Source organism: Candidatus Leptovillus gracilis, assembly GCA_016716065.1.
Taxonomy (GTDB): domain Bacteria; phylum Chloroflexota; class Anaerolineae; order Promineifilales; family Promineifilaceae; genus Leptovillus; species Leptovillus gracilis.
The window spans coordinates 20,238-43,782 of the sequence record JADJXA010000025.1; the positions used below are offsets into that span (position 1 = coordinate 20,238).

Consider the following 23,545-nt stretch of genomic DNA (forward strand, 5'->3'; position numbering starts at 1 on the left):
GAATTTATCCCTATAAGGGGCGCAGGTTTTTTCCGCTTCCGGACACAAAAAAAGAGTCATGACCCCTCCACCGGGTGCCAGATAGCCGCACGGCCGTGTTCCACAGACGGCCGTCGCCAATACCGCACCCCCTCGCCTGGCTGCCACCTCTGCGCCGCCAGACGGCCGTTGGCATAATACCGCTTCCCCATCACAGCCGCTGCTGCCGACCCGCAGTTCAACGCCCCATCTCCATCGTTCCCCGGCATCCCTTTCATAACCAGGTCTTGGAGTTGGCGGTTGATCCGCTTCTGCCGGCCCTTGGGCCGTTGTAGGTGCTGCCCCGCGTAGCTGTTAGGCAGCTGCCAGGCCAGGTAGGTCTTGCCCTCACGGCCGTGCTGCCCGGCGTAATCCTTCAGGGCAAACAGCGCCTGCCCTTGCCGCCAGGCGCGTTCTTCCTGTCGGCCGGCAGCTTCCGCCTCGCCGATGGCGAAGTTGGGCTGCGGCTGCACCCCCAACCGCGCTTCATAGGCCCGCTGGCTGGTCCGCCCCACCCCACTCAGGTCGGCCAGGGTGTCGCGGGCGATGGGCATCGTCGGACGGCCATCTGCCCTCCCTTTGAACCGCCCACTGTGGAAGGCGGCGTACAGATGAGCGCGGAAGGTCCCGATGCCTTGCCGCAGGGCTGACAATGGCAGGGCTACCGGCCGGCCGGTCAGCCGGTCCGCGCCCAGGGCGGCCGCCACCCGCGCCGCGGAATGCAGCCAGACATGCTTTTTGTCGCGGGTCCAGTACACCCCTTCCCCGGCGCGCAGCAGGTTGCGCAGCTGCCGCTGACCGCAGAGATAGAGGCTGGAGGTTCTTTTGCTGAGGTATTGCACGATAATGTCTATGCGAACTACACCTCGGCCTGGTTGGTCCAGATGATGGAGCATGAGCCACAATCGCCCGGCGGCGTCTTTCTCCTGTCGCAGCATGGCCAGGCCGATGTCGGGGTAGAGCTTAACTTCAGCTTTGGGTGGCTGCGGCACAGGGGGACGTAAAGGAACGTGTGTGGCTGTTGGCGGGTGAACGGCCGTGCCTGGCGTTGGCGCGTCTTGGGGCTGGGCAGCGGCTGTCAGAGATGCGGCTGGTTGGTGGCGGCGGAGAACGGCCGTTAGCGGGGCACTCCCCCACCCCAGATGGGATGGCAAGGCGGCGGTGATTATGGCGTCAACGGCCGTTTGCCCAGCCGCTGCGGCCTCGCCTAACGGGCCGGCAGCAGTTGGAATGTCCTCGCTGACTGTCAGGCGTCTGGCTTGAGCCTGTGCCCGCAGTTCATGCAGCCGTTGATTAGCCGCCAGCAAGGCTGGCGACGTCGGGACAACGTGGTCGTCCATGAGGCAGCCACGGGCCAACCGATATGGGTCAATCCAGCTACACGAAGATGTGACAACTGTTGACACAGGGATCGGCCTGTGTTATGCTCCTAAATGAAATTGCCCGCACAGGAGGTCGTTAAACATACCTCCCCCCTCCCCAAAAAAAGGGGCTTCATAACAAGGTTAGGGCGCTCCTAACACCCAAACCTCTGAAGTATGCGATTTAAGTGAACACATTCATTAAGCAAAAGTCAGTATTTATACTGACTTTTTGCTTTTATAGCTTTGTGCAGCACTGAATGCTATACAGTAGCCAGCTTATGACTGCCAAAGCCCTGACAAGCATAAGCTGACTGCCGTACTACACGGCCATCAAGGGCAAAATGAATGATCGGCAGAGCGAAACCACAGGCACTTGACGAGGCTACGGAAAGTATGGCAGCCTATCTACATGAATAAAGTTTGATGAAGTACACGTACCTCATCGCCTGCCTGTCCTTCGTGTTTGTTTCCGAGACAAATGCGAAGGCGTTTCTTATTTTATGTGGTTGCTGGCCCGAACCATTGCTTTAAATCTGAATAAACATCCTCCAGGTTCAACAGTCGAATACTGTTTGGCCGCCAATTTTTCCCAGAATTTCCATTAGCAGCGGCCCCTGCATCTAGCGCCAACGCTTCCGCTGTCCAACCAGATGCGGAAAAGCCTATGAAGTCAACAGTCCATTCGCCTCGTTTGGGCACAACATTATCAGTATGCTTAAACAAGGTATGCAGCGCCTTTAAATCCATTGGCGCGTTCGTCCAATGGCACGTACCCAATAACAACCGTTTTGTACGTTGATTTATTGCCACGACATCCACGAAGTATTTAGTTGTCCAGACTGAGCCAACTTTATCAAACGTGGCGGCAATGTTGCCATGGCTGCTCGCGCCGAGCAGCCATACCTGGCACAATTCACGCCAGGTATATCGTTCAACAAATGGGTCTATTTCCTCGGAAATCTCTCGAAGAGCTTGTTGTGACTGACCCAGGGCGACATGCGTCTGCGTGGCCAGGAACCGATAGTAAAAGCGCAAATATGGATCTGTAATATTATAATGGCCTCGACGAGACTTCTCTGTATCGGTTACCGGGATGCGTCGCTCGACAAAACCGGAATCTCGCAGCACGCTCAAATACTTCGAGATATGCCCTTGACTCAAGCCGGTATGGTTGGCAATTTCCAACTGGGTTTGTTCCCCCTGGGCAATTGCCTTTAAGATACTAACGTAATTGTGGGCATCGCTAATAAAATCCTGTAACAACAGCCGAGGTTCTTCACGCATCAGGGTATTTGGCGTCAGGAGCTGCTGTTGGATGTTTTCCATGATGGATAAGCTCGGATCCAACCGTTCCAGGTAAGCAGGTACGCCGCCGAGCATCGCATATACTTTCACCCATTCCGTTAGGCTATATTCGGGGAAAAATTCACATACAACAACAAATGGCAACGGTGGCAAATCAATCAAAGCAGTTGCCCGGCCGTAGAGAGGCTCCTGAGGGGCAAACATTTTTTCAATCATTCCTCTTTGCGATCCTGCCAATGCAAGTTTAATATGCGTTGGTTTGAGGACGTGATCCCAAATGTTTTGCAGTTTGCCAACAATAGAAGGATCGACATCAATCAAATAGGTGATTTCATCAATGAAGAGTGCAAGAGGCTCAGTTTTGGCCAACCGTGCCACCTCGGCAAACGCTTGTTCCCAACTGGCATAGGTGAAATCTTGGGGAGCGGGCATACCTGGGTGACTAAAATTATACATCGCTTGCGAAAACGACCGCAACTGATGCAGAGCTGACGAAGGTTCTGCTACCCAGTAGATTCCTCGGCCTGGCCGTTGATTGAGCCAGTGGATAAGAAGTCGTGTCTTTCCTACGCGCCTGCGTCCATAGAGGATCAGCAACGTGGCTTCAGAGGCATCCCATAAGGAATCCAATAGCTTCAACTCATCATCGCGTCCACGAAAGTCAGTTTTATTCACGATATACTCTTAAGTATGATACTTTCCAGTATCATAACGTCCTTTTTACCATCATAATACTTCAAAGTATGATACTATAATGAATATAGCCGATCTAATACCCTTTTGTCAAGTATTGTTGTGCTATCCCGCAGTCTGAATAACTGCTCGAACTGCTACTGCGAGTCGACGCTTGACCACTGTTGCTTTTGTTGTTCAACTGCTGGACTGTCGGTGGTGCGCTAACGCAGCAGCAACATCAGGCATTCGCTCCGATTCTGCACACCCATAGCGCGATAAATGTCATAGAAATGCTTTTTCACCGTCCGTTCGCTGACTTGCATCTGACTTGCCAGCTCACGGTTAGTCGCGCCAGGATCATTCATCAACCGTTCAAGCAACTCGGTTTGTCTGGAAGTTAGTTCACGAAATGGATTGGTACACTCGCGGCAAAGGGATATCATCACATATTTCTCTTGATATCCACGCCATTTGGAAACCAGGGTTGATCGGCCAGACGGTCGCAGCCTGTTCTATCATTACCGGTATACAATTTATGGTCGTCGAAACCGCGGTCAATGCCGCCGACCATCGACCCTATAGGGTAAGCAGCTATAAGCTGCACGCCAACTCCTCTCAAGGTTGTTTTGATTACCGAACCCTGCATCATCTTCATCCGTAGCTGGAAATATGCAGCAGTGTGAGTTATAGCCAGCAAGAAACAAGACGAAAACGGCCGTTTCTTGGCGAACGTCGTAGACATCATCACGAAATTATATGCACCGTATTCTAATTGGGGGCGCTGTGGTGTAATGAGGGCGGTTCTACCCCTTATCTGGGTAAACGATTCACCAGGGACTTGCAGCGATGAGTCTTTTTTCTTTGTATTTCTCTGAAGAATAATGACTCATTTTCAATCATCTGCACAACTTCAGTTCGTTACAGGTACTATTGTAAAACAACAACCCGCATCTGTCAGTAGACAATTGTTTACGATTATCCGCAACAATTGCTAATCCCCCCTCCGGCAATACCGTTACCGGATGTTTGACTAAAGGACAGCCGTGTGAACGGCTATCCTCTTGAGCATATGACAACCAACAGTTTGGACATAGGCCATCACCTAACACCTGTGCCCTCCTGGACCCGATTTAATAGATACCCAACTCCCCTCGTTGACGCGCCTGCTTTAAAGCCCTCTCAAAAATAAGCAGCCCGCCAATGAGCATAACAGCTGTTTGCAGTGCCAGACCCGGCAAAGCGCCTATCTGTATCAATTCAACCCAGGCGGTTTCGTTCAATAATACCTGGCGCAAAATCTCAATGCCCCAGGTCATAGGAAATAACAGCTTCAGCGCTACGTACAGGAAACCCAAGGAATCCAGCGGGACTAATGCCCCGGAAATCAGAAAAGAGAGATTGGCCAATAAACCCGTCACACTGCTCACCGATTTATAGAGCAACGCCAATCCGGCCACACCATAACCGACGCCCCAAACCCCGGCCAAAGTCAGCCCGGTCACCAACCAGGCGGTTGGCGAAAAAGCCAAGGGCAGCCGAAAAACCAGCAGCAGCACCAGCGTCAACAGCAAAGTCTCTACCAGTGAACGCAGCGAGCGGGTCAGAATACGGTAGAAAAACAAGGTGCGAAAGGGCAGGCGGGTTGAAAGTATCACATTTTCAAGCGTTCCAGTCTGGGCCTCTTCTTCAATCGTCGCTGTGCCAGCGACGAGGACACCCATACACAACTTCCAGACAATGAAGCCGATGAGAGATTGCGCTTGCTGTTCAGGACCAAAATTTACACCGCTATTGATGGCTACACTTTGGACAGTGACAAGCAGAATGGGAAATATGACACCCCACATAGCCAAAGAACTGACGGCGTTCACCCGATACGCCCGCCAAAGAAGCCATTCCCGGCGGAGTTCGCTATAAAGAATCATCGCCATCATCTCCTCTTGGGCTGATCGTCAAAACACCGGAAGGCTTTGGTGTAATCTGGTGATGCAATGAATCGGTTCATTTAGCTTTAGTCAGACTCAGTAATGAGCCAAAGAGCCATCAATCAGCGCTTTCTGCCTTGCCCAAGACAAGACCAACAGGCCCGCACTCAGGTAAAGAGCCGAGTTAATGAGCAGGGCAACAAAGGGCCAGGAAGCAAGGATATGCCCCAAAGAGGCGCCTTCCACCAATAAGTCGCGCAGCAAGTCAATGCCAATGGAAAGCGGCAAGATGCGGCTCAGGGGATACAAGATGGAAATACCGTCCAAAGGCGTCAAAGCTCCTGTCAAAAAGAGCAGGATGGTCGCCAATGGCTGCGTGATGGCGCTGATATTCTTGAAAGCCAGGTGCAATCCTGACAGGAGAAAAGCCAGTCCAATGGGACTGACAAGTGTTAGACCGTAGAGCAATATCGCGCCGGGCACATCGGCAGGAGTAAAGGTTAATGGTAACCGTAAAATAAGGCCAATGACGACGGCTATGACCAACACTCGCAGGGAGTAGTACATAATGAACGAGATGCTGCGCGCCAACAACACCTTTACCAATTCGGCGCCGCTTAACCAAACCTGCTCTAGCGTTCCCCACTGCGCATCCTCTTCCACCGAATGGGTGACATCGTCCATGCAGCCGCCAGCCACCCGCCACACCAAATAACCGATCAGCGCCGCCATTTGCGCTGCACCTGCATATTGACCCCTTGTCGCCACTTCAAATAGACCGGTCAAGACAAGAAACCCCAGGATGAAAAAGAGCTGATCGGCGACCAGTTCTACCCAATAGGATTTACTGAGCAGCCATTCGCGCCGCACCTCTATGCGAATCATATTAAACAGAGAAATCATTGACTACCACTCGTTGGTCACCTGTCAGTGAAAGAAATACTTCTTCCAGAGTCGGCTCACGGCGGGTAACGCTGGTTACAGTGTAACCGGCCTCATCCAACAGGCTGTAGAGAGACAAGATTTGTGGCTGCGATGGCGCCGTCCATTCAAACAGGCCGTTTTGCACATTAAGTCCAGGGAATTGGCCCATGAAACGCTGCTGCCAATCTATGGTGGGCATTTGCTCCATCTTGATGAGAGTGATAGGCCGGGCATCAAACTGCTGTAACAGTACGGCCGTCTTGTCATGGGCCACTTCACGTCCCTGATGGATGACAAATATCCGCCCGGCCAACCGCTGCGCCAGGTCCATAACGTGCGTCGTCAACAGCACTGCCTTGCCGCTGGCAGCCAGATTGGCTACGGTTTCTTCAAGCAAGCGTGCCGCGGCCACATCCAGGCCCAGGGTCGGTTCGTCAAGAACCAGGATGTCCGGATCGTGCATTAAAGCGTTGGCAATCGCCACTTTCTGCTGCATTCCCCGGCTGAATTTACGGACTTCTATGTTGCGCTGCTCAATCAAGTCGAGCATGGTTAGCAGTTGATGGGCGCGATCATCAATCTGTGGCCGCGACAGCCCGCGCAATCCGCCAAAATAGCGCAAGTTCTCCAGCGCCGACAGCCGCCAGTAGGCGTTCCTTGCCCCTTCCAGCACCGCACCGACATGCTGTGCACCGACGCGCATCTCTTTCTCCTGGCTCATATCGTAACCCATAATCTCAGTGTAACCGGCGGTGGGCAAGATGAGACCTAAGGCCATCTTAATAGTCGTGGTTTTGCCGGCGCCGTTGGGTCCCAGTAAAGCCAGGATTTCGCCAGCGTACACAGAAAAAGAAATGTCAGCCACCACGGTTTGCTTGCCATAGATTTTCGTCAAACTATCGGCGACAATCAAAGGTTCGCCCATCTTGGGTCCTCCAATGGGATCTCCAGGATAACGGCCGTTCCCCGCGGCTGGCGCGGTTGAATAGTCAACCGCCCGCGCACCAGATCGGTCCGGTCACGCATCCCTACTAATCCCAGATGCCCCTGCCGGATCAGTTCCGGCGTGGTAAAAGATGAAATGTTACACCCCACCCCATCATCAGCGATTTCCACGCGCAAACATTCGTCCGTCTCACTGACGGTGATCCAGGCGCGCTTTGTTTGGGCATGTTTCACGACATTGTTGAGTGATTCCATAACAATCCCGTAAACGGCTGTACCCACGTTGAGGGGCGGCGGCTGATACAGGATAGCGTCTGATGCCTGCAGGTTTTGTTCAATAGTTAGTCCAAACTGACGCTCAAAGCGGATTACATTATCACTCACAATCATTTGTAATCCCATCTCAATAGGTGGTGGGAAAAGGCCTTTGCTGATATCGCGTAGTTCCTCCATCACATGTTGCAATCTATTCATTTCCCGACGTATCTTCGGGATAACTGCTGGTGAACAGGCATCGGGGGTAAGCAGTACCTGATGCAATACGTTTGCTGAGTAAGCAAGGCTCTGCACGGGCCGGTCGTGGATGTCCTTAGACAGATTTTTGCGCTCTGTTTCTCTAGCGCTCAAAACCTGCAAAGAGAGATAGCGCGAGACATTGAAGAGGAAAATGGCTTCGCTGCCGACGGCAATGATGCTGGCGGCCTGCGTTAGAAAAACGACTTGCTCGGTATTGAAGTAACCGCCCTGAGGTCGGGCAAAAGCCAGGTAGCCGATCAAGTCATCACGAACGCGGATGGGCAGGATCAGTTCCGACCACGGATGAACGGTCCAGCAGGTGTGACGACTGTCGGTGCGAGCATCTGAACGCAGCAAAAAATTCGTAAGGGGTTCCATCTCGTCGAGTTTAACGGGTAAGTCGGAGGCATGCCCGGTCGTAATCACGTTCAACTGCCCATCATTTTGAATCAACGCCAGCAGCGCTTGCGGAATTTGAAAATCTTGCGCCAGTTGGGCGACGATGGCCTCCAATGTCGAAATGTCTGGCTTCAAGCTCAAAGCTAAGGTGAAAAGGGGCAATGATTTATTCTGAACAACTTCGCCAAAAAAAAGCTCTCGTATCAAGAGATCCACTGGTTTGCTCATGTACAGAACCAAAAACAGAACCGGTAAGAATATCAGAGTCTCCGGCAGGACAGAAGTGGTGGAAACAGAAATGCGGCCACGAATGAATGCAAGCGCGCTGCCGTAAACAACCAACGTCACCAGGGCCAAAATCAGAAAAAGGGCTGTCTTGCTGAAAACAACATCAAAACCAAGATAACCACGGCGGAAGATAACAAATAGATAGCCAGCCGGGACCAAAACAAACAATGAAATTGCCAGGGGGAAAGGCAGGAGTACAACATCGGCCAGACCACGTGGCACCAAGGTCAGCAATGTAACCGGCATAATCGCCAGGCCAATAAAGAGTAACAGGATAATCAGTTGCTTGCGCTGATACGAAGACGCTGGTACTCGCCAGATCCGTATGACTAACTGGAAGAAGCTGGTCAACCAGGCCACACCACCCACCAGTAGAAGCAATTCGTAGAAACCAAGTCCTGACAGCGTGTCTAGGCTGGTATGGTTAGGAAACAGAAAGAGGGCTTCCGCCAACGCCAACAGACCAAGGAGGCCAGCTAACACCCACAAGGCTCCGAACATCCTACGCCCTGACTGTGATAGAGGTTGGAAGCGAGGCACACCACCCAGGTAGAATATCCCCATCACCGACATATACCAGACGGGCCGTGACAACCAGGCTCCTGTCACGCTTAGAATTTCTGCTTGCACCCCGGTCAACGCCACGGCCAGGCCGACGAAAATATAGGCCACCCAAATTGCCGTCTGGTTCTCGGGACGGGTAAACCACAACATGATAGAGCCAACCAGCCAGAAACTCAGCACCAAAAAACCGGTTGGCACCCGGTAAGACAATCCAATCTCCGTGGTGCCATCCGGGAAAGGGACGCGAACGGTTAATACCTGACGGCCAACGACAATTAGAATTACCCACTGACGACAATTAGAAATGCCCATTTAGGCGTCAACGTGACTGCGGCTAAACTCCTGACATTTATGTAAGGAGTAAAGCAATGACAGCCACCGACGCACAAGTGAGGATTGCTATGCGTGAACGAAAAAGGGTAAGAATCAGGAACAGGCGGCGGCCAAAGCCAATCTGCGCAGCCGCAAAACAGTCAGCAAATACGAGCAGTCGGGTTTGCTGCCCCGTCAACTAGAGAAGGCGCGGACGTACAAGACCCGACCGGATGCTTTTGCTGCTGAGTGGCCGATGTTAGAGAAAATGCTGGCCGCGGCCCCGGAGTTGGAAGCTAAGACATTGTTCGACTGGCTGTGCGAACAGCAGCCGGGCAAATACCAGGAGGGTCAACTGCGTACCCTGCAACGACGTGTCACGACCTGGCGGGCGCTGAACCAAGAGCAAACGGCCAGTCTGGACCAGATACGGGAGCCAGGCGAGATGATGCAGTTGGACGGCACCTGGATGACCGAACTAGAGGTGACGCTGGAGGGACAACCGTTCAAACACATGCTCATCCACAGCGTCCTGCCTTATTCCAACTGGGAATGGGGGCGTGTGGCGCAGTCGGAATCGTTGAGCGCGGTGCGCCTGGGCTTACAAAGCGCATTGCTGAAATTGGGCTATGTGCCGCAAATTGTCCAGACAGACAACAGTTCGGCGGCAACCCGCCGCTTGCGCAGTGATGAAGAGGGACGCGAACGGCCGTACACCGATGAGTATCTGGCGCTGCTGGCCCACTATGGCCTGACGCCGCAGACGATTCATCTGGGTGCGTCTGACGAGAATGGGGATGTGGAATCGAGCAACGGCAAGCTAAAACAGTCGGTGGCGCAGCAGTTGTTGCTGCGTGGCAGCCGCGATTTCGCCAGCCTGGCGGTGTATGAGACCTTTTTGTTTGACATCATGGACAAGCGCAACAAACGGCGCGAGATGCGATTGCGCGAAGAATTGGCGGTGATGCGGCCGTTGTCGGCCACGCCGCTGGCAACCACAGCAAACTGCGGCTGCGCGTCAGTCAGGGCAGCCTCATTCGAGTGCTGGAGAAGACTTATTCTGTGCCCACGTCGCTCATCGGCAAAATGGTGACGGTGGTTATCCATGAGTGGTCGTTGGAGATTTATTACGCCGGTCAACTGGTAGACCGCTTCGCCCGGCTCATTGGCAATGAGGTCCACCAGGTGAATTACCGCCATGTCATTGACAGCTTGCTGCGCAAACCGGGGGGCTTTCGCCGCTACCGGTATCGGGACGATTTGTTCCCCTCGCTCGTCTTTCGGCAGGCGTGGGAGGCGCTGGACCGGCAGTATGCGCCACGCCGGGCCGATTTAGCTTATTTGCGAATTCTGCATCTGGCGGCGCGTCATCTAGAGTGTGACGTGGCGGCGGCTTTGGAACTGCTGCTGACCACCGGTCAGACGTGGAGCGAGGTGGATGTGGCCGAACTCCTGCGTGTGGAAACGGCGGTCGTGCCGGCGCTGACGCAGCCGGTGGTGGAATTGCGCCTGTACGACCAGTTGTTGGTCGGCGGTGGCGCGCTGAGCGGTGGCGCGCTGAGCGGTGGCGCGCTGAGCGGTGGCGCGCTGAGCGGTGGCGCGCTGAGCGGTGGCGCGCTGAGCGGTGGCGCGCTAGGCGGTGGCGCATGACGACGGGCATGAATCAGAGCGAGATGGTGCGGCTGCATTGCAAGACGCTGCGGCTGCCGACGATGGCAGCAGCGCTTGAGGAAGGGATGCGCTGCGCGGAACGGGATAACTGGCCGCTGGATGCTTTTTTAGCCCACTTGTTGGAACAGGAGGTGGCGACGCGGCAGCAGCGGCGCATTGAGCGTCTGCGGCTGGAGTCGAAGCTGCCGCCGGGGAAAACGTTTGCCGTTTTTGACGAAGGCCGCTTGCCGCTGCGCATCCGGCGGCAGTTACCCTATTTGCAGGCCGGGGACTTTGTCAATCAGGCCCAGAATGTGTTGTGCTTTGGTTTACCGGGCACAGGCAAAACGCATCTGGCGGCGGCCGTGGGGCATCTGTTGGTGGAAAACGGCCGTTCGGTGCTGTTTACGCCGACCTTCAAGCTGGTGGGGCGGCTGCTGCGGGCTAAGCAGGAATATGAACTGGAACGAGAACTGCGGCGTTTAGACCGGTTTGAGGTGGTCATTCTGGATGATATTGGCTATGTGCAGCAGAGTCGGGAAGAGATGGAGGTGTTGTTCACCTTTTTGAGCGAGCGGTATGAGCGGCACAGTCTGGTGATTACCTCCAACCTGGTCTTTTCGGAGTGGGACAAGATATTCAAGGACCCATTGACGACGGCGGCCGCCATAGACCGGGTGGTGCATCATAGCATCATCATTGAGTTTGGGCGAGACATCCAGAGTATGCGCATGGAAGAGGCGCAACGGAGTCAGGCGGCGCTGCGACCAGAGGTGGGCGTAGGGTAACTTTTCATGGGGAGAAAATCGTGGCAAAAATGACGCCAGAAATCCGTGACCAACTCTTGTTCTGTTATCCCGACCCCGTGCCTGTGTGCTCGGTGGAGTCACCCGCCTGGTTTGCCTGGTTGGAAACGGCGTCGGCCTTCCGCTATTGCAGTGGACAGCGGCGCAATCTGTGTCGCGGGCATGGCCCGTTGTATGGACCTGTGTCTTTCCGCAAGGAGCGGCGGCGGCAGATGGGACTGTGGTATGCCTATCGCCGGGTGCATGGCGTTTTGTACAAGCGGTATGTTGGTAAGTCGGCCGGGTTGACGCTGGCGCGGTTGGAGGAAACGGCCGTGTGGCTCAATGAGATATGGTGACAGATGGGAAGCATTAAGGAGGGCCTATGGTGGTGGTTGGCAGGCTGGCTGACGGCTTGTCGGGGCGTGTTTTTATGGGAACGGTATGGGCATTTCTAATTGTCGTTGATGGGCATTTCTAATTGTCGTTGACAGACCTGATCACCACGTTGAATGGTGTAGGTGTATGCTGATTTTGCCAGACCACTGAATACTGCGGCGGAACGGTGTACCGGCGTCCCATCAATTTGTAAAACAATGTCCCCTGGCTGCAAAACGGACGCAGCCAGTGACGAATCGGGCACTTCCAGAATGACCAGACGCTCCTCTGGACGCCAATGAAAACCAAAATCAGCAAACGGGACAACCAACCAGACAGCAAGGCCACAGTAGAGAATAGACATTATCCTAAATAAGATCGAGCAGGTTAATGGTCTCAACTGCATGACGGAATGAAACACGTAAATTGTGTAAACCGCAGGCTATGGCCATGACCAGGTCGTCAAAACTTGTTTTCCAATTACGTAAAACATCCTTAACTATCCGGCACCGCTTGACACCAGCTATCACGTTTTCCACAATGATCCGTCCAGAAGCGATAGCCTTATTCAAAAAGCGGTCGGCGGTTGACAGGTCTTTGCCACGGGCCTTTTTCTTTGGTTGCACAATGATGATGTTATCTTGTTCATACCCCTGAAAGCCGGTATCTTGTTCAACGACGGCATGGTCAGGGAAAGATAATGCCGCCTCATCAGCTATCTTTTTGTCATGTTTACTGCCCGGGACGGTTTTGCTGAGAAACCAGACACGCCGATTATCAGGATGAACAACCAGATGATTTTTGACCGAATGACACTTCTTTTTGCCACTATAGTACACTTCCTGGTTCTTTTTGGGCCGCTGTCGTCGTCTCTCAGTCCCATCTTGCGTGAACGTCAGGGTCTCACATTGCGCCAATACCTGCGCCAGTTGTTGTCCATCTCGTTCGGGTAGGTGTCCCATTTGTTGCAAAGCCTCTTTGAGAACATCGGCGGTGCGTTGAATGAGGCGGTTGGCCTGACTTTGACTAAGCCCAAACATAAATGCTTGCAATTCCTGGATGGGATAGAGTTTCATATACATCAGGATGAATAGCAACCTGTCGGACATCAATTCAAGACCCAGTTTCCGACCACCGCCTGCTTTGCGTTTTCGATTTAGGCGTCTACTGGCTCTTTTTCTTTCGTCGGCTTGCCAGGCATTGTCAAAAGCAACGAGTAACTCCAGAAACTCTGCTTCATCTAATCCTGTGAAGGCTTGCAGCAGTTTCGGCTCTTTTTGTAGATTACTGTATGATAACATCAGGTAGCACCTCTTTTTCTTTGATTTCCGGCTGATTTTACAGCCTTTTGGTGCTACTTTTTATTTTGGATAATGTCTAATAAACAGCAGCGCCAAACTTCCAGCCACGTAACGGCTACGGTAAAGTAAGGCATCTATCTCAAACATAGACCGCCAACTTGCTGCGGGCGGGTTCCGGCACGCCCGACAGAGCCGTAATTGCTTTTTCCCCAAAGACCTTCGCCATGCGCAAACTCCACTCTATAGCCCCCATCTCTTCCAATAGCCCCAGAATTTCTGACACCTGGGTGACTGATGGTGAATCTTGCAGTCGGGCCAATAAGTGCGCTTGGGCCGGATGCTCTGCCTGGGCTGCTGCATACAAAACTGGTAAACGGAAACGGCCGTTGATCAAATCCGAAACGCCTTGTCCATCTTTCGGGTACACATCCTCACAATCGTCAATAATGGCTACTTTCAGGCCAAGGTTGTAACCAAATGTATGCAAAGCGCTGAGGATCGGCTCGTCGGCCGCATACAATCGACCACCCAGCCACGCGCCAGTAGCAAACACCTCGCCTGTGGTGGCAATAATATGGTCGAAGTAAGCTTCTAAAGCCATCGCCGACAAATCGTACTGTGGTTCACGCGCCTGTGCGCGCGCCGCTTGCATTCCCGTCCGGCTCAAGACATATAAAAGATCGCGCAGGGTTTCGCCCCGATCCGCAAGGTGGGCCAGACAGAACGAAGCCGCTTCCAAGAGGCAATGCCCAGCGGCAGCGCCAATGCTGGCCCGCCCTGCATCCAGGGCCACGCCAACCCTTCATCATCCTGCAGATCGTCAAAAATGCGCGCCGCCAGGAGATGCAACAGCCAAGACCCAGTGAGCGGCCAAACGTCTTCTGAATGGCCGCCCAAACTGTGATAAACCACAGCCGGCAGCGTATCGGTCAACAACGCTGCCCCTGGTCTTGTATGACGCCCACGCCAATGCTCTAAAGAGCGAGTCAGATCCGGCCAATCGGATTGAGGAAGAATGTGGGAGTTTATAAAGTGATAGGTGTGATGGAGGTTCTGAGTAGGGAGTGTGTAAATAGATGGCTTTGAGTTCACACGTTCTTCCTGAAAGGGCAATCCGGTGTTCTCAAGTCCGGCAGCTTCACCATTTCAGTCGGGGAACTTATCCCCAGCATCTTTTACACTCAGCCAACAAAATACGCAGACCTGTGACGGGCTGGGCGTCAGTCAGTTCAATCTTTTTTTGACCAAAACCTAATTCGCGCAAGAGCAGGGGGGCTTCTTGCGCCTTTAGCGATGAAGGGGAAGGTGAAGGGAAAGAGGAAGGGGAAACAGGTAAAACTAAGGAAGTCATCAAACATATCTCCTTTGGCAAGATTTTGGGCAGGTGACTAACCTAAAATTAAACCAACCTGCTGTCGATATACACAACCTGACAGTATAGTATAAACCGTATCACAAAATTCATTGGGAGGGGATAGACAATTGTTGACGATTTTCCGCAACAATTGTTAGTGTCCTCTTTTTACCTCTCAAGAACTTAACTGAGAATAATACCTAACTCCAGACAACGAATCATGGCCGCGGCCGTGTTGCCCACACCTAAAGCCGCATATGACTTGGACATGTGCGCCCGTACCGTCGCTGGTTTAATCCCAAAAACTGCTGCGTGATCATCAGAGGTGTCATTCGGATAGCGGAAGTAATGGGTTAATAGCTCGATCTGCTGCGCCGAGAGGTCTATTGGAGGGTCAGTACTTGGACGCGCCAGAAGCCGTTGAATGGATTCTGAAAAATAGACACCTCCGGCGCCCACTTTTTCAATGGCCGATGTCAGGGCAATGGACATGTCGTCCCCCTTCAGGATATAACCGGCAACACCTAGCAGCTTGTCGGAGAAGATACGTTTCTCCGAACAAAAATGATTTCGGTGTAAACTTTGGGTATGGCAAGAAAATTCAGAACTGCTGATTACGAAAAGACCCTGGACCTGCAAATCACCTTGCGCGATGTCCTGCCACCCGACCATTTGGCTCGCTTCATTGTCGCTGTCGTCGCCCAACTTGATTTGGGGATCATGTATAGAAAGTATAGTGAGCAGGGTGCGCCACCATACGCCCCGGAAGTGATGTTGGGATTGCTGTTCTACAGCTATGCCAGCGGCGTATTCAGTTCGCGCAAGATTGAACGCGCCACCCATGAGGTGATTCCCTTTCGTTTCATTACCGGTGACATGCACCCCGACCATGACACGATTGCGGCTTTCCGCCAACAATTTCTGGCTGAACTGAAAGAGTTGTTTGTCCAGATACTGTTGATTGCCCAGGCGATGGGCTATTTGCAATTGGGTAACGTCAGTCTGGATGGCAGCAAAATCCATGCCGATGCGTCCAAGAGCAAAGCGGTCAGTTACCAGCGGCTGTTGGCTATCGAAGCCTATCTGCAAGCCGAAGTCGAGGAGTTGTTCACTTTGGCTGAAGTTGCCGATGGAGGACAACTGCCCGAAGAGATGAACATTCCCGATGAGATTGCCCGACGCCAGCAGCAATTGGCGCGGCTGGCCGAAGCCAAGAAGGTGCTGGAGGAACGCGCCCAGGCCCGGTATGAAGCCGAGCAAGCCGAATACGAGGCCAAGATGCAAGCCCGGGCCGAAAAGACCGACCCACAGGGAAAAAAGCCGCCGGGCAAACCACCGCAGCCACCCACTCCAGGACCCAGAGATAAAGACCAGTACAACTTCACCGACCCCGAATCGCGCATCATGAAAAACGCCACCAACAGCGGCTTTGACCAACATTATAACGTCCAGGTAGTGGTTGACCATGACAGTCGTCTGGTAGTGGGCAATTGGTTGTGTGACCATACCAACGATAAACAGGCCGCCCTGCCAACTCCCGACACCGTACCACCAGTCGTGGGTCAGCCGAAAAAGGTCAATTTGGACACCGGCTATTTCAGCGAAAACAACATCGCCAGCTTGGAAGCGCGCGGCATTGACCCCTACATCGCCACCGGTCGCAGCCCACACCATCAGGGTTGGCGTGCCTTTTTCCTGGACAATCCCAACCCGCCACCCAATGATGCTTCCGTCAAAGAGCAAATGGCTTACAAACTGCAGACCACCCTCGGCAAAGCCACCTACCGTTTGCGCAAATCGACGGTTGAACCGGTTATCGGTATCATCAAGGAAACCTTGGGTTTCCGTCAGTTTCCTCTGCGAGGCCTGGTTGCTGCCGGTGGCGAATGGACATTGGTTTGTCTGGCTTACAATTTGAAACGATTGCATACCTTGCAGCTTGCTTGACGGGGCTGGTATTGCCCCCTGCCTGATGCCCGAAAACGGGCTGTAAAACCGTGCAAAATTCATGGTAATGAGGCCAATATGAGTTGCAAACTGCTTGTCTTGATGCTTTGAAATCGTTATTTGTCTATCATCGGGCCTTCAGAAGATATTTTTCCGACAGCCTGCTAGCTCAATCATTCGGTAAACGAAGGCCGGTACATTGCTCATCGTAAGAATGATGATGCCGGTATGTGGCCATTGTTTCCGAATGGCTTCAATCCGTAGGCAGGGCACGAAAATTGGGCGATTCCGCATCATTGGTTTGCGGCATACTCAAGTCTAACACGAGGACATCTGGACTATGAAGGGCCATTAATGCCAGAATGTCATTGCCTCTGGTCCCCTCCCCTACCAATTCCATGTCATCACGTTGCTCGATAAGGCCGCGAATTGCCTCGAGAATTAACCGGTGATCGTCAACGGCAACAACGCTCACTTTTTTCATTTTTAGTTTCTCCTTTTATCAGCCAGAGGTGGGGTAAACTATGCTTCAAGGTGGGAAAAGTGTAGCCACTGAAACAAAAAGAAAAAGCGCCACCCGTAAAAAAGCGTGAAAAAGGCCGAGATCTGTTATCCTTTTGTACTATCAGCAAAGGTTTTGCGAGGGTATACGCTCGAAATCGAGCGGCAACCACTTCCAAAAACACAGACACGATTATGCGTATTCAGGCAAGCATGGTCGGGTGACAACACCATGTCTGAATCAAACGTTAAGTCCTTACAACCGCGGGTGACGAAACGGACGCATTCGGCGTAGCTTGTGTTCTACCAGGACTTGGCACTGACTAACATCTTGGTCAGACTGTTACGAGCAAAACGGCCGGGATAGTGGTTGATTCAATCCAGGACAGTCCCCTGCTGCCAAGGTGGAGCTGGCCCGAAGGAAAATCGGGCATAACAAAGGCTGCGCCGTTCTGTCGAGAAATGGAGCCGCCATTCCTATTTGCCGGGCACAGGGTGCCATTTTAGGGCAAAACGGCTGTTTGCCAGACCGCCCTGCTCTACTGTTTGAATCGCGCGAATCGGCAACCGATCGGGACTAAAAGGGCAAATCATCACCAGGAGTACCGGTAATGCTCCAGTACGAATCTGTCAACCACTCCATAACTCGGTTGAACTGGTTGGCCGGCAACTGTTTATGGCTGGTAATCCCAAACTCGCGGTACATCTGACTATAAATAGCGACAAACCGGCCAACGATAATTAGAATACCCACCGTCTTGCCTCAAATGAAAATCTTCTGTCAACGACAATTAGAAATGCCCATCAACGACAATTAGAAATGCCCATACCGTTCCCATAAAAACACGCCCCGACAAGCCGTCAGCCAGCCTGCCAACCACCACCATAGGCCCTCCTTAATGCTTCCATCTGTCACTATATCTCATTGAGCCACACGGCCGTTTCCTCCACCCGCGCCCGCGTCAACCCGGCCGACTTACCAACATACCGCTTGCACAAAACGCCATGCACCCGGCGATAGGCATACCACAGTTCCACCTGCCGCCGCTGCTCCTTGCGCAAAGAAATAGGCCCAAACAACGGGCCATGCCCGCGACACAGATCGCGCCGCTGCCCACTGCGATAGCGGAAGGCCGACGCCGTTTCCAACCAGGCAAACCAGGCGGGTGACTCCCACCGAGCACACAGGCACGGGGTCGGGATAACAGAACAAGAGTTGGTCACGGATTTCTGGCGTCATTTTTTGCCACGATTTTCTCCCATGAAAAGTTACCCTACGCCCACCTCTGGTCGCAGCGCCGCCTGACTCCGTTGCGCCTCTTCCATGCGCATACTCTGGATGTCTCGCCCAAACTCAATGATGATGCTATGATGCACCACCCGGTCTATGGCGGTCGCCGTCGTCAATGGGTCCTTGAATATCTTGTCCCACTCCGAAAAGACCAGGTTGGAGGTAATCACCAGACTGTGCCGCTCATACCGCTCGCTCAAAAGGTGAACAACACCTCCATCTCTTCCCGACTCTGCTGCACATAGCCAATATCATCCAGAATGACCACCTCAAACCGGTCTAAACGCCGCAGTTCTCGTTCCAGTTCATATTCCTGCTTAGCCCGCAGCAGCCGCCCCACCAGCTTGAAGGTCGGCGTAAACAGCACCGAACGGCCGTTTTCCACCAACAGATGCCCCACGGCCGCCGCCAGATGCGTTTTGCCTGTGCCCGGTAAACCAAAGCACAACACATTCTGGGCCTGATTGACAAAGTCCCCGGCCTGCAAATAGGTAACTGCCGCCGGATGCGCAGCGGCAAGCGGCCTTCGTCAAAAACGGCAAACGTTTTCCCCGGCGGCAGCTTCGACTCCAGCCGCAGACGCTCAATGCGCCGCTGCTGCCGCGTCGCCACCTCCTGTTCCAACAAGTGGGCTCAACAAGCATCCAGCGGCCAGTTATCCCGTTCCGCGCAGCGCATCCCTTCCTCAAGCGCTGCTGCCATCGTCGGCAGCCGCAGCGTCTTGCAATGCAGCCGCACCATCTCGCTCTGATTCATGCCCGTCGTCATGCGCCACCGCCTAGCGCGCCACCGCTCAGCGCGCCACCGCTCAGCGCGCCACCGCTCAGCGCGCCACCGCTCAGCGCGCCACCGCTCAGCGCGCCACCGCTCAGCGCGCCACCGCCGACCAACAACTGGTCGTACAGGCGCAATTCCACCACCGGCTGCGTCAGCGCCGGCACGACCGCCGTTTCCCCACGCAGGAGTTCGGCCACATCCACCTCGCTCCACGTCCGACCGGTGGTCAGCAGCAGTTCCTGCCGCCGCCACGTCACACTCTAGATGACGCGCCGCCAGATGCAGAATTCGCAAATAAGCTCAAATCGGCCCGGCGTGGCGCATAATGCCGGTCCAGCGCCTCCCACGCCTGCCGAAAGACGAGCGAGGGGAACAAATCGTCCTGATACCGGTAGCGGCGAAAGCCCCGGTTTGCGCAGCAAGCTGTCAATGACATGGCGGTAATTCACCTGGTGGACCTCATTGCCAATGAGCCGGGCGAAGCGGTCTACCAGTTGACCGGCGTAATAAATCTCCAACGACCACTATGGATAACCACCGTCACCATTTTGCCGATGAGCGACGTGGGCACAGAATAAGTCTTCTCCAGCACTCGAATGAGGCTGCCCCTGACTGACGCGCAGCCGCAGTTTGCTGTGGTTGGCCAGCGGCGTGGCCGACAACGCCCGCATCACCGCCAATTCTTCGCGCAATCGCATCTCGCGCCGTTTGTTGCGCTTGTCCAGGATCTCAAACAAAAAGGTCTCATACACCGCCAGGCTGGCGAAATCGCGGCTGCCACGCAGCAACAACTGCTGCGCCACCGACTGTTTTAGCTTGCCGTTGCTCGATTCCACATCCCCATTCTCGTCAGACGCACCCAGATGAATCGTCTGCGGCGTCAGGCCATAGTGGGCCAGCAGCGCCAGATACTCATCGGTGTACGGCCGTTCGCGTCCCTCTTCATCACTGCGCAAGCGGCGGGTTGCCGCCGAACTGTTGTCTGTCTGGACAATTTGCGGCACATAGCCCAATTTCAGCAATGCGCTTTGTAAGCCCAGGCGCACCGCGCTCAACGATTCCGACTGCGCCACACGCCCCCATTCCCAGTTGGAATAAGGCAGGACGCTGTGGATGAGCATGTGTTTGAACGGTTGTCCCTCCAGCGTCACCTCTAGTTCAGTCATCCAGGTGCCGTCCAACCGCATCATCTCGCCTGGCTCCCGTATCTGGTCCAGACTGGCCGTTTGCTCTTGGTTCAGCGCCCGCCAGGTCGTGACACGTCGTTGCAGGGTACGCAGTTGACCCTCCTGGTATTTGCCCGGCTGCTGTTCGCACAGCCAGTCGAACAATGTCTTAGCTTCCAACTCCGGGGCCGCGGCCAGCATTTTCTCTAACATCGGCCACTCAGCAGCAAAAGCATCCGGTCGGGTCTTGTACGTCCGCGCCTTCTCTAGTTGACGGGGCAGCAAACCCGACTGCTCGTATTTGCTGACTGTTTTGCGGCTGCGCAGATTGGCTTTGGCCGCCGCCTGTTCCTGATTCTTACCCTTTTTTCGTTCACGCATAGCAATCCTCACTTGTGCGTCGGTGGCTGTCATTGCTTTACTCCTTACATAAATGTCAGGAGTTTAGCCGCAGTCACGTTGACGCCTAAATGGGCATTTCTAATTGTCGTCAGTGGGTAATTCTAATTGTCGTTGGCCGATCTTACTGAATCGCTCAAAGTAAGATTATTTTTGAGTCAATTCGAGGGTCATCTTTTGCAGAGTGGTCGAGCTTTTTTGCGCCTTGATTATTTGGTATTATTCTTCTTTCGGTCCAGGAGGATTTAATGAGCAACGAGTTAACAGTAATTGATCAAAGAGAAGTGGAATTATACGGTGATATGGTCACCGCTATTCGTGCTGACGATGGTGAAATTTATGTTTCGCTTCGACAGATGTGCGATGTATTAGGGCTTTCGCGTCAAGCGCAAGTACGGCGCATCAAACGCCATGAAATTCTTGCCGAAGGTTATAAAGGGGGTGCCGTTTTGGCACCCCCTTCAGCCGAAGGTCGTGGCGGCGGCGCGCAGCAAGCTGGTGTGCTGCGGGTTGATCTGGTTCCGCTCTGGTTATCTGGTGTTAGCGTGAAAGCCGTAAAGTTGGAACTGCAAGCAAAACTCGCCCAATTGCAAAGAAATGCTGCCAGGTTACTCTGGCAGGCGTTCCAATCGGGCGAATTGACAGTAGACACTGAATTGGAATCACTGCTTGCTCAGGACAGTGAGGCTGCCCAGGCATATCGGATGGCAGTGGCTGTCGTGAAGCTCGCTAAAAATCAGGTCTTGCTGGAAGCCAAACTGCAGAGCCACGGTGCGCAGATTGAAGATCTTGAATCCCGCCTTTCGACCATTGAGGCCGACATGCACGATACGGCCCGCACCATCAGCGAAAGTCAGGCAACACAAATCAGTCAGGGCATACGGGCCATTGCACTTCATATGTCAGAAAAATCGAACCAGAACGAATACGGCCGTACTTGGGGCGAATTCTATCGCAAGTTCGGCGTGAGCAAATATCGTCACCTCCCGGTTGCCAGGTTTGAGGAAGCGCTAAAATGGTTAAACGATTGGTATAGCAGCCTAACCAACAAAGACCTGCCTTTCTGAAAACTCCCACCTCGCTGTTCCTAACGGCCGTTTCTAATCTGCTAGAAACGGCCGTTTTTGTTTTCCCCTCTATGGCTTCAAATTGGCGCTGTGCGGGATGAGTCCCTTTTTATAGGGAACTTAGCCTTACCCCGGCGGTAAACGCCGCAACGGGGAAATTGGGGGATATTGTAAACATTGTAAACATATAATGTTTACACCTGTCTACAGTGCAAACAGGCTGTTGACTATATGTTTACGTTAAGTGTATACTAATCAGTAAACATATGTGTGCACAGCAACAGAAACAACAAGGAGATAAAGTTATGCTTGTAATTGCCATTACCAATAACAAAGGGGGGGTTGGAAAAACCACCAGCACGATACAATACGCTCACCTTATTGCCATGGCAAAACCGAAATCGCGGGTGCTAATCATTGATTTAGATCCACAATCACACGCGGCCCGCTCGCTAGGGGTGCATCACCTTATTCCGGATCAGGGTGGTTTTGGCGTTGAAAATGTATTGCTGGGTCAGCCATTTCATGAGAACCTACTGACTCCCCGCGATCTGGTCAGCGAATTCCTCTCTAGCTCTTTTGTAACCGAATACGCTCTGGACGAAGAAACGATACGAACTCTGGTAAACGGCAGGCACAATCTGTATTTGCTTCCCTCTTCGCCACGACTGGAACTTATTACCGAAGAACTGAGCCGCAAAGCGACTAGCCGACTCGCTCGTTCTGAAGGTTTTGACCTGGACACGGTACTGGCTGACACCCTGTCGGAGCATCTGGCAACATACACGGATGAATTAACCCAACTTACTCCTGGATTTGACTACGTGGTAATCGATTGCCCACCCAAACTAGATGTACTCAAATCAACCGTCTACAATTTTGCGGACATTGCCGTCGTCCCGATTAAAATGGATGCCCTTTCTTTCGATGGCGCACAACGCCATACCAGCCAACTGGCAACGATGCGCACACAAGACCCTGAACTCATCCGCACACGCCTGCACACGGTACTGCCTACGATGATGCCCCCCCGCAAACAAATTCACGTTACTGACGTGTACGAAGCGATGGTTCAATTTTATGGCGCCAGCACGGTGGCGCAGCCCATCATGGAACTTGTAGAGGTGAAAGAGGCTCCGGCCAATGGCCTCACTCTGTATGAATACGCCAAGGTTATTCGTAAACAGTCACGCGCGCTGGCCAGTTACGCTCGTGCAGTCCGGAGTATCTTATGAGCAACGATTTTTTTGATCAGATAATCGGCGAAGAACCGCCTTCAGGGAAAAGGTTGCCAGCGGCCAAACAACCACAGGACAACCGTCGGCGCAGCAAGCCAAAAGGGAAGCTGCGCACTGAGTCGGTCTCTAAAGACCAAGTCTCAGCAGCCAAAGGCAGGAAGCTTGTCAACGGCCGTATTAGAAAGACCATCTATCTTCCCCCAGACTTGATTGACGAGATTGACGCCGAGGCTCAAGGGGTGGGGGTGAGCGATTTTTACCACTTTCTCGTTGCCAGCGCCTGGGAATCCTTCAAAAAAGGTGAGATCGACCTGGAGTACACGGAGGAAGTAGTCAAAAAGTGGGGATCAAAATCCCTGGGTTTAGCAACACGTAAGCAAGACCTTGTTGCCTTGCCCCAAGTCTATGGCTCCGACTCCTGACGTCTTACAGTTTGTTGCCATCTGTTGACTGACA

General features: G+C 53.3%; 26 protein-coding genes and 1 pseudogene. 8 read left to right on the forward strand and 19 right to left on the reverse strand.

The window, feature by feature from the left end; translation table 11 throughout:
• Positions 1-56 precede the first annotated feature (56 nt).
• The 8 genes from IPM39_26135 to IPM39_26170 all read right to left on the reverse strand — a co-directional run bounded on the left by IPM39_26135 (position 57) and on the right by IPM39_26170 (position 9,235).
• Entirely contained in the window at positions 57-1,358 is a 1,302-nt protein-coding gene (locus IPM39_26135; GenBank protein ID MBK8989495.1) for a hypothetical protein, read from the reverse strand.
• 522 nt (positions 1,359-1,880) lie between these two features.
• Complete coding sequence (locus IPM39_26140; protein MBK8989496.1) at positions 1,881-3,362, reverse strand: ATP-binding protein; 1,482 nt, start codon at positions 3,360-3,362, stop codon at positions 1,881-1,883.
• Positions 3,363-3,583: 221 nt separating this feature from the next.
• The gene (locus IPM39_26145) at positions 3,584-3,808 is read right to left on the reverse strand and encodes a helix-turn-helix transcriptional regulator (GenBank protein MBK8989497.1); all 225 of its coding nucleotides are present in this window, start codon (positions 3,806-3,808) and stop codon (positions 3,584-3,586) included.
• On the reverse strand, positions 3,805-4,011 hold the full coding sequence (locus IPM39_26150; protein MBK8989498.1) for a hypothetical protein: 207 nt from the start codon (positions 4,009-4,011) through the stop codon (positions 3,805-3,807). The genes IPM39_26145 and IPM39_26150 overlap by 4 nt, the downstream gene beginning before the upstream one ends.
• Before the next feature lie 481 nt (positions 4,012-4,492).
• On the reverse strand, positions 4,493-5,287 hold the full coding sequence (locus tag IPM39_26155; GenBank protein MBK8989499.1) for an ABC transporter permease: 795 nt from the start codon (positions 5,285-5,287) through the stop codon (positions 4,493-4,495).
• A gap of 96 nt (positions 5,288-5,383) precedes the next feature.
• A complete protein-coding gene (locus IPM39_26160) occupies positions 5,384-6,190 on the reverse strand; it encodes an ABC transporter permease (GenBank protein ID MBK8989500.1) in 807 nt (268 codons plus the stop codon).
• Positions 6,174-7,136 carry an ABC transporter ATP-binding protein gene (locus IPM39_26165; protein MBK8989501.1) on the reverse strand — a complete coding sequence of 321 codons (963 nt, stop codon included), beginning with the start codon at positions 7,134-7,136 and terminating at the stop codon, positions 6,174-6,176. The genes IPM39_26160 and IPM39_26165 overlap by 17 nt, the downstream gene beginning before the upstream one ends.
• Positions 7,121-9,235 carry a hypothetical protein gene (locus IPM39_26170; GenBank protein MBK8989502.1) on the reverse strand — a complete coding sequence of 705 codons (2,115 nt, stop codon included), beginning with the start codon at positions 9,233-9,235 and terminating at the stop codon, positions 7,121-7,123. Before IPM39_26170 ends, IPM39_26165 begins: the two co-directional genes overlap by 16 nt.
• Positions 9,236-9,377: 142 nt before the next feature.
• On the opposite strand from IPM39_26170, the gene IPM39_26175 reads away from it, so the two are divergent.
• Genes IPM39_26175 through IPM39_26190 form a run of 4 tightly spaced genes read left to right on the forward strand, consistent with a single transcriptional unit; the run spans position 9,378 to position 12,029 of the window.
• The gene (locus IPM39_26175) at positions 9,378-10,328 is read left to right on the forward strand and encodes a transposase family protein (protein ID MBK8989503.1); all 951 of its coding nucleotides are present in this window, start codon (positions 9,378-9,380) and stop codon (positions 10,326-10,328) included.
• Positions 10,298-10,885, forward strand: a complete 588-nt coding sequence (locus IPM39_26180; GenBank protein MBK8989504.1) for a hypothetical protein — start codon at positions 10,298-10,300, stop codon at positions 10,883-10,885. The genes IPM39_26175 and IPM39_26180 overlap by 31 nt, the downstream gene beginning before the upstream one ends.
• 8 nt (positions 10,886-10,893) lie before the next feature.
• Positions 10,894-11,673 carry an ATP-binding protein gene (locus IPM39_26185; protein MBK8989505.1) on the forward strand — a complete coding sequence of 260 codons (780 nt, stop codon included), beginning with the start codon at positions 10,894-10,896 and terminating at the stop codon, positions 11,671-11,673.
• Positions 11,674-11,693: 20 nt separating this feature from the next.
• Entirely contained in the window at positions 11,694-12,029 is a 336-nt protein-coding gene (locus tag IPM39_26190; protein ID MBK8989506.1) for a hypothetical protein, read from the forward strand.
• A gap of 95 nt (positions 12,030-12,124) precedes the next feature.
• On the opposite strand, the gene IPM39_26195 is transcribed toward IPM39_26190, so the two are convergent.
• The 5 genes from IPM39_26195 to IPM39_26215 form a co-directional block, all read right to left on the reverse strand.
• Complete coding sequence (locus tag IPM39_26195) at positions 12,125-12,412, reverse strand: hypothetical protein (GenBank protein MBK8989507.1); 288 nt, start codon at positions 12,410-12,412, stop codon at positions 12,125-12,127.
• Positions 12,413-12,416: 4 nt separating this feature from the next.
• Positions 12,417-13,349, reverse strand: coding sequence for a transposase (locus tag IPM39_26200; GenBank protein ID MBK8989508.1), 933 nt, complete (start codon positions 13,347-13,349; stop codon positions 12,417-12,419).
• Positions 13,350-13,488: 139 nt separating this feature from the next.
• Positions 13,489-14,142: a polyprenyl synthetase family protein gene (locus IPM39_26205; GenBank protein ID MBK8989509.1), complete on the reverse strand. Its 654-nt coding sequence runs from the start codon at positions 14,140-14,142 to the stop codon at positions 13,489-13,491.
• 366 nt (positions 14,143-14,508) lie between these two features.
• Positions 14,509-14,700, reverse strand: coding sequence for a hypothetical protein (locus IPM39_26210; GenBank protein ID MBK8989510.1), 192 nt, complete (start codon positions 14,698-14,700; stop codon positions 14,509-14,511).
• Between the two features lie 186 nt (positions 14,701-14,886).
• Entirely contained in the window at positions 14,887-15,195 is a 309-nt protein-coding gene (locus IPM39_26215) for a response regulator transcription factor (GenBank protein MBK8989511.1), read from the reverse strand.
• Positions 15,196-15,291: 96 nt separating this feature from the next.
• Here IPM39_26215 and IPM39_26220 point away from each other — a divergent pair, with 96 nt between their 5' ends.
• Positions 15,292-16,650, forward strand: a complete 1,359-nt coding sequence (locus IPM39_26220) for a transposase (protein MBK8989512.1) — start codon at positions 15,292-15,294, stop codon at positions 16,648-16,650.
• Positions 16,651-16,903: 253 nt separating this feature from the next.
• Here the strand turns inward: IPM39_26220 and IPM39_26225 are convergent, their stop codons facing one another.
• The 6 genes and pseudogenes from IPM39_26225 to IPM39_26250 all read right to left on the reverse strand — a co-directional run bounded on the left by IPM39_26225 (position 16,904) and on the right by IPM39_26250 (position 20,766).
• Complete coding sequence (locus tag IPM39_26225) at positions 16,904-17,134, reverse strand: response regulator (GenBank protein ID MBK8989513.1); 231 nt, start codon at positions 17,132-17,134, stop codon at positions 16,904-16,906.
• 932 nt (positions 17,135-18,066) lie between these two features.
• Positions 18,067-18,300, reverse strand: a complete 234-nt coding sequence (locus tag IPM39_26230; GenBank protein ID MBK8989514.1) for a hypothetical protein — start codon at positions 18,298-18,300, stop codon at positions 18,067-18,069.
• 120 nt (positions 18,301-18,420) lie between these two features.
• Positions 18,421-19,069, reverse strand: a pseudogene (locus IPM39_26235) (ATP-binding protein).
• A 137-nt stretch (positions 19,070-19,206) separates the two neighbouring features.
• Entirely contained in the window at positions 19,207-19,476 is a 270-nt protein-coding gene (locus IPM39_26240) for a hypothetical protein (protein ID MBK8989515.1), read from the reverse strand.
• A gap of 3 nt (positions 19,477-19,479) precedes the next feature.
• The gene (locus tag IPM39_26245) at positions 19,480-19,737 is read right to left on the reverse strand and encodes a hypothetical protein (protein ID MBK8989516.1); all 258 of its coding nucleotides are present in this window, start codon (positions 19,735-19,737) and stop codon (positions 19,480-19,482) included.
• A 6-nt stretch (positions 19,738-19,743) separates the two neighbouring features.
• Positions 19,744-20,766, reverse strand: coding sequence for a transposase family protein (locus tag IPM39_26250; GenBank protein MBK8989517.1), 1,023 nt, complete (start codon positions 20,764-20,766; stop codon positions 19,744-19,746).
• 266 nt (positions 20,767-21,032) lie between these two features.
• Between IPM39_26250 and IPM39_26255 the strand changes: the two genes are divergently transcribed.
• From IPM39_26255 to IPM39_26265, 3 genes are all read left to right on the forward strand, one after another.
• Complete coding sequence (locus IPM39_26255; GenBank protein MBK8989518.1) at positions 21,033-21,851, forward strand: ORF6C domain-containing protein; 819 nt, start codon at positions 21,033-21,035, stop codon at positions 21,849-21,851.
• Between the two features lie 305 nt (positions 21,852-22,156).
• Complete coding sequence (locus tag IPM39_26260; protein MBK8989519.1) at positions 22,157-23,086, forward strand: ParA family protein; 930 nt, start codon at positions 22,157-22,159, stop codon at positions 23,084-23,086.
• A complete protein-coding gene (locus tag IPM39_26265; GenBank protein ID MBK8989520.1) occupies positions 23,083-23,511 on the forward strand; it encodes a hypothetical protein in 429 nt (142 codons plus the stop codon). Before IPM39_26260 ends, IPM39_26265 begins: the two co-directional genes overlap by 4 nt.
• Positions 23,512-23,545: the final 34 nt, after the last annotated feature.

Bases quoted from the DNA above. Each gene is read 5' to 3' on its own strand.
- IPM39_26200 (MBK8989508.1), bottom strand. From the start codon at position 13,349: ATGTTATCATACAGTAATCTACAAAAAGAGCCGAAACTGCTGCAAGCC.
- IPM39_26250 (MBK8989517.1), bottom strand. From the start codon at position 20,766: ATGCGTGAACGAAAAAAGGGTAAGAATCAGGAACAGGCGGCGGCCAAA.
- IPM39_26225 (MBK8989513.1), bottom strand. From the start codon at position 17,134: ATGAAAAAAGTGAGCGTTGTTGCCGTTGACGATCACCGGTTAATTCTC.
- IPM39_26265 (MBK8989520.1), top strand. From the start codon at position 23,083: ATGAGCAACGATTTTTTTGATCAGATAATCGGCGAAGAACCGCCTTCA.
- IPM39_26165 (MBK8989501.1), bottom strand. From the start codon at position 7,136: ATGGGCGAACCTTTGATTGTCGCCGATAGTTTGACGAAAATCTATGGC.
- IPM39_26150 (MBK8989498.1), bottom strand. From the start codon at position 4,011: ATGATGCAGGGTTCGGTAATCAAAACAACCTTGAGAGGAGTTGGCGTG.
- IPM39_26260 (MBK8989519.1), top strand. From the start codon at position 22,157: ATGCTTGTAATTGCCATTACCAATAACAAAGGGGGGGTTGGAAAAACC.
- IPM39_26135 (MBK8989495.1), bottom strand. From the start codon at position 1,358: ATGGACGACCACGTTGTCCCGACGTCGCCAGCCTTGCTGGCGGCTAAT.
- IPM39_26155 (MBK8989499.1), bottom strand. From the start codon at position 5,287: ATGATTCTTTATAGCGAACTCCGCCGGGAATGGCTTCTTTGGCGGGCG.
- IPM39_26185 (MBK8989505.1), top strand. From the start codon at position 10,894: ATGAATCAGAGCGAGATGGTGCGGCTGCATTGCAAGACGCTGCGGCTG.
- IPM39_26215 (MBK8989511.1), bottom strand. From the start codon at position 15,195: ATGTCCATTGCCCTGACATCGGCCATTGAAAAAGTGGGCGCCGGAGGT.
- IPM39_26195 (MBK8989507.1), bottom strand. From the start codon at position 12,412: ATGTCTATTCTCTACTGTGGCCTTGCTGTCTGGTTGGTTGTCCCGTTT.
- IPM39_26255 (MBK8989518.1), top strand. From the start codon at position 21,033: ATGAGCAACGAGTTAACAGTAATTGATCAAAGAGAAGTGGAATTATAC.
- IPM39_26160 (MBK8989500.1), bottom strand. From the start codon at position 6,190: ATGATTTCTCTGTTTAATATGATTCGCATAGAGGTGCGGCGCGAATGG.
- IPM39_26170 (MBK8989502.1), bottom strand. From the start codon at position 9,235: ATGGGCATTTCTAATTGTCGTCAGTGGGTAATTCTAATTGTCGTTGGC.
- IPM39_26210 (MBK8989510.1), bottom strand. From the start codon at position 14,700: ATGACTTCCTTAGTTTTACCTGTTTCCCCTTCCTCTTTCCCTTCACCT.
- IPM39_26220 (MBK8989512.1), top strand. From the start codon at position 15,292: ATGGCAAGAAAATTCAGAACTGCTGATTACGAAAAGACCCTGGACCTG.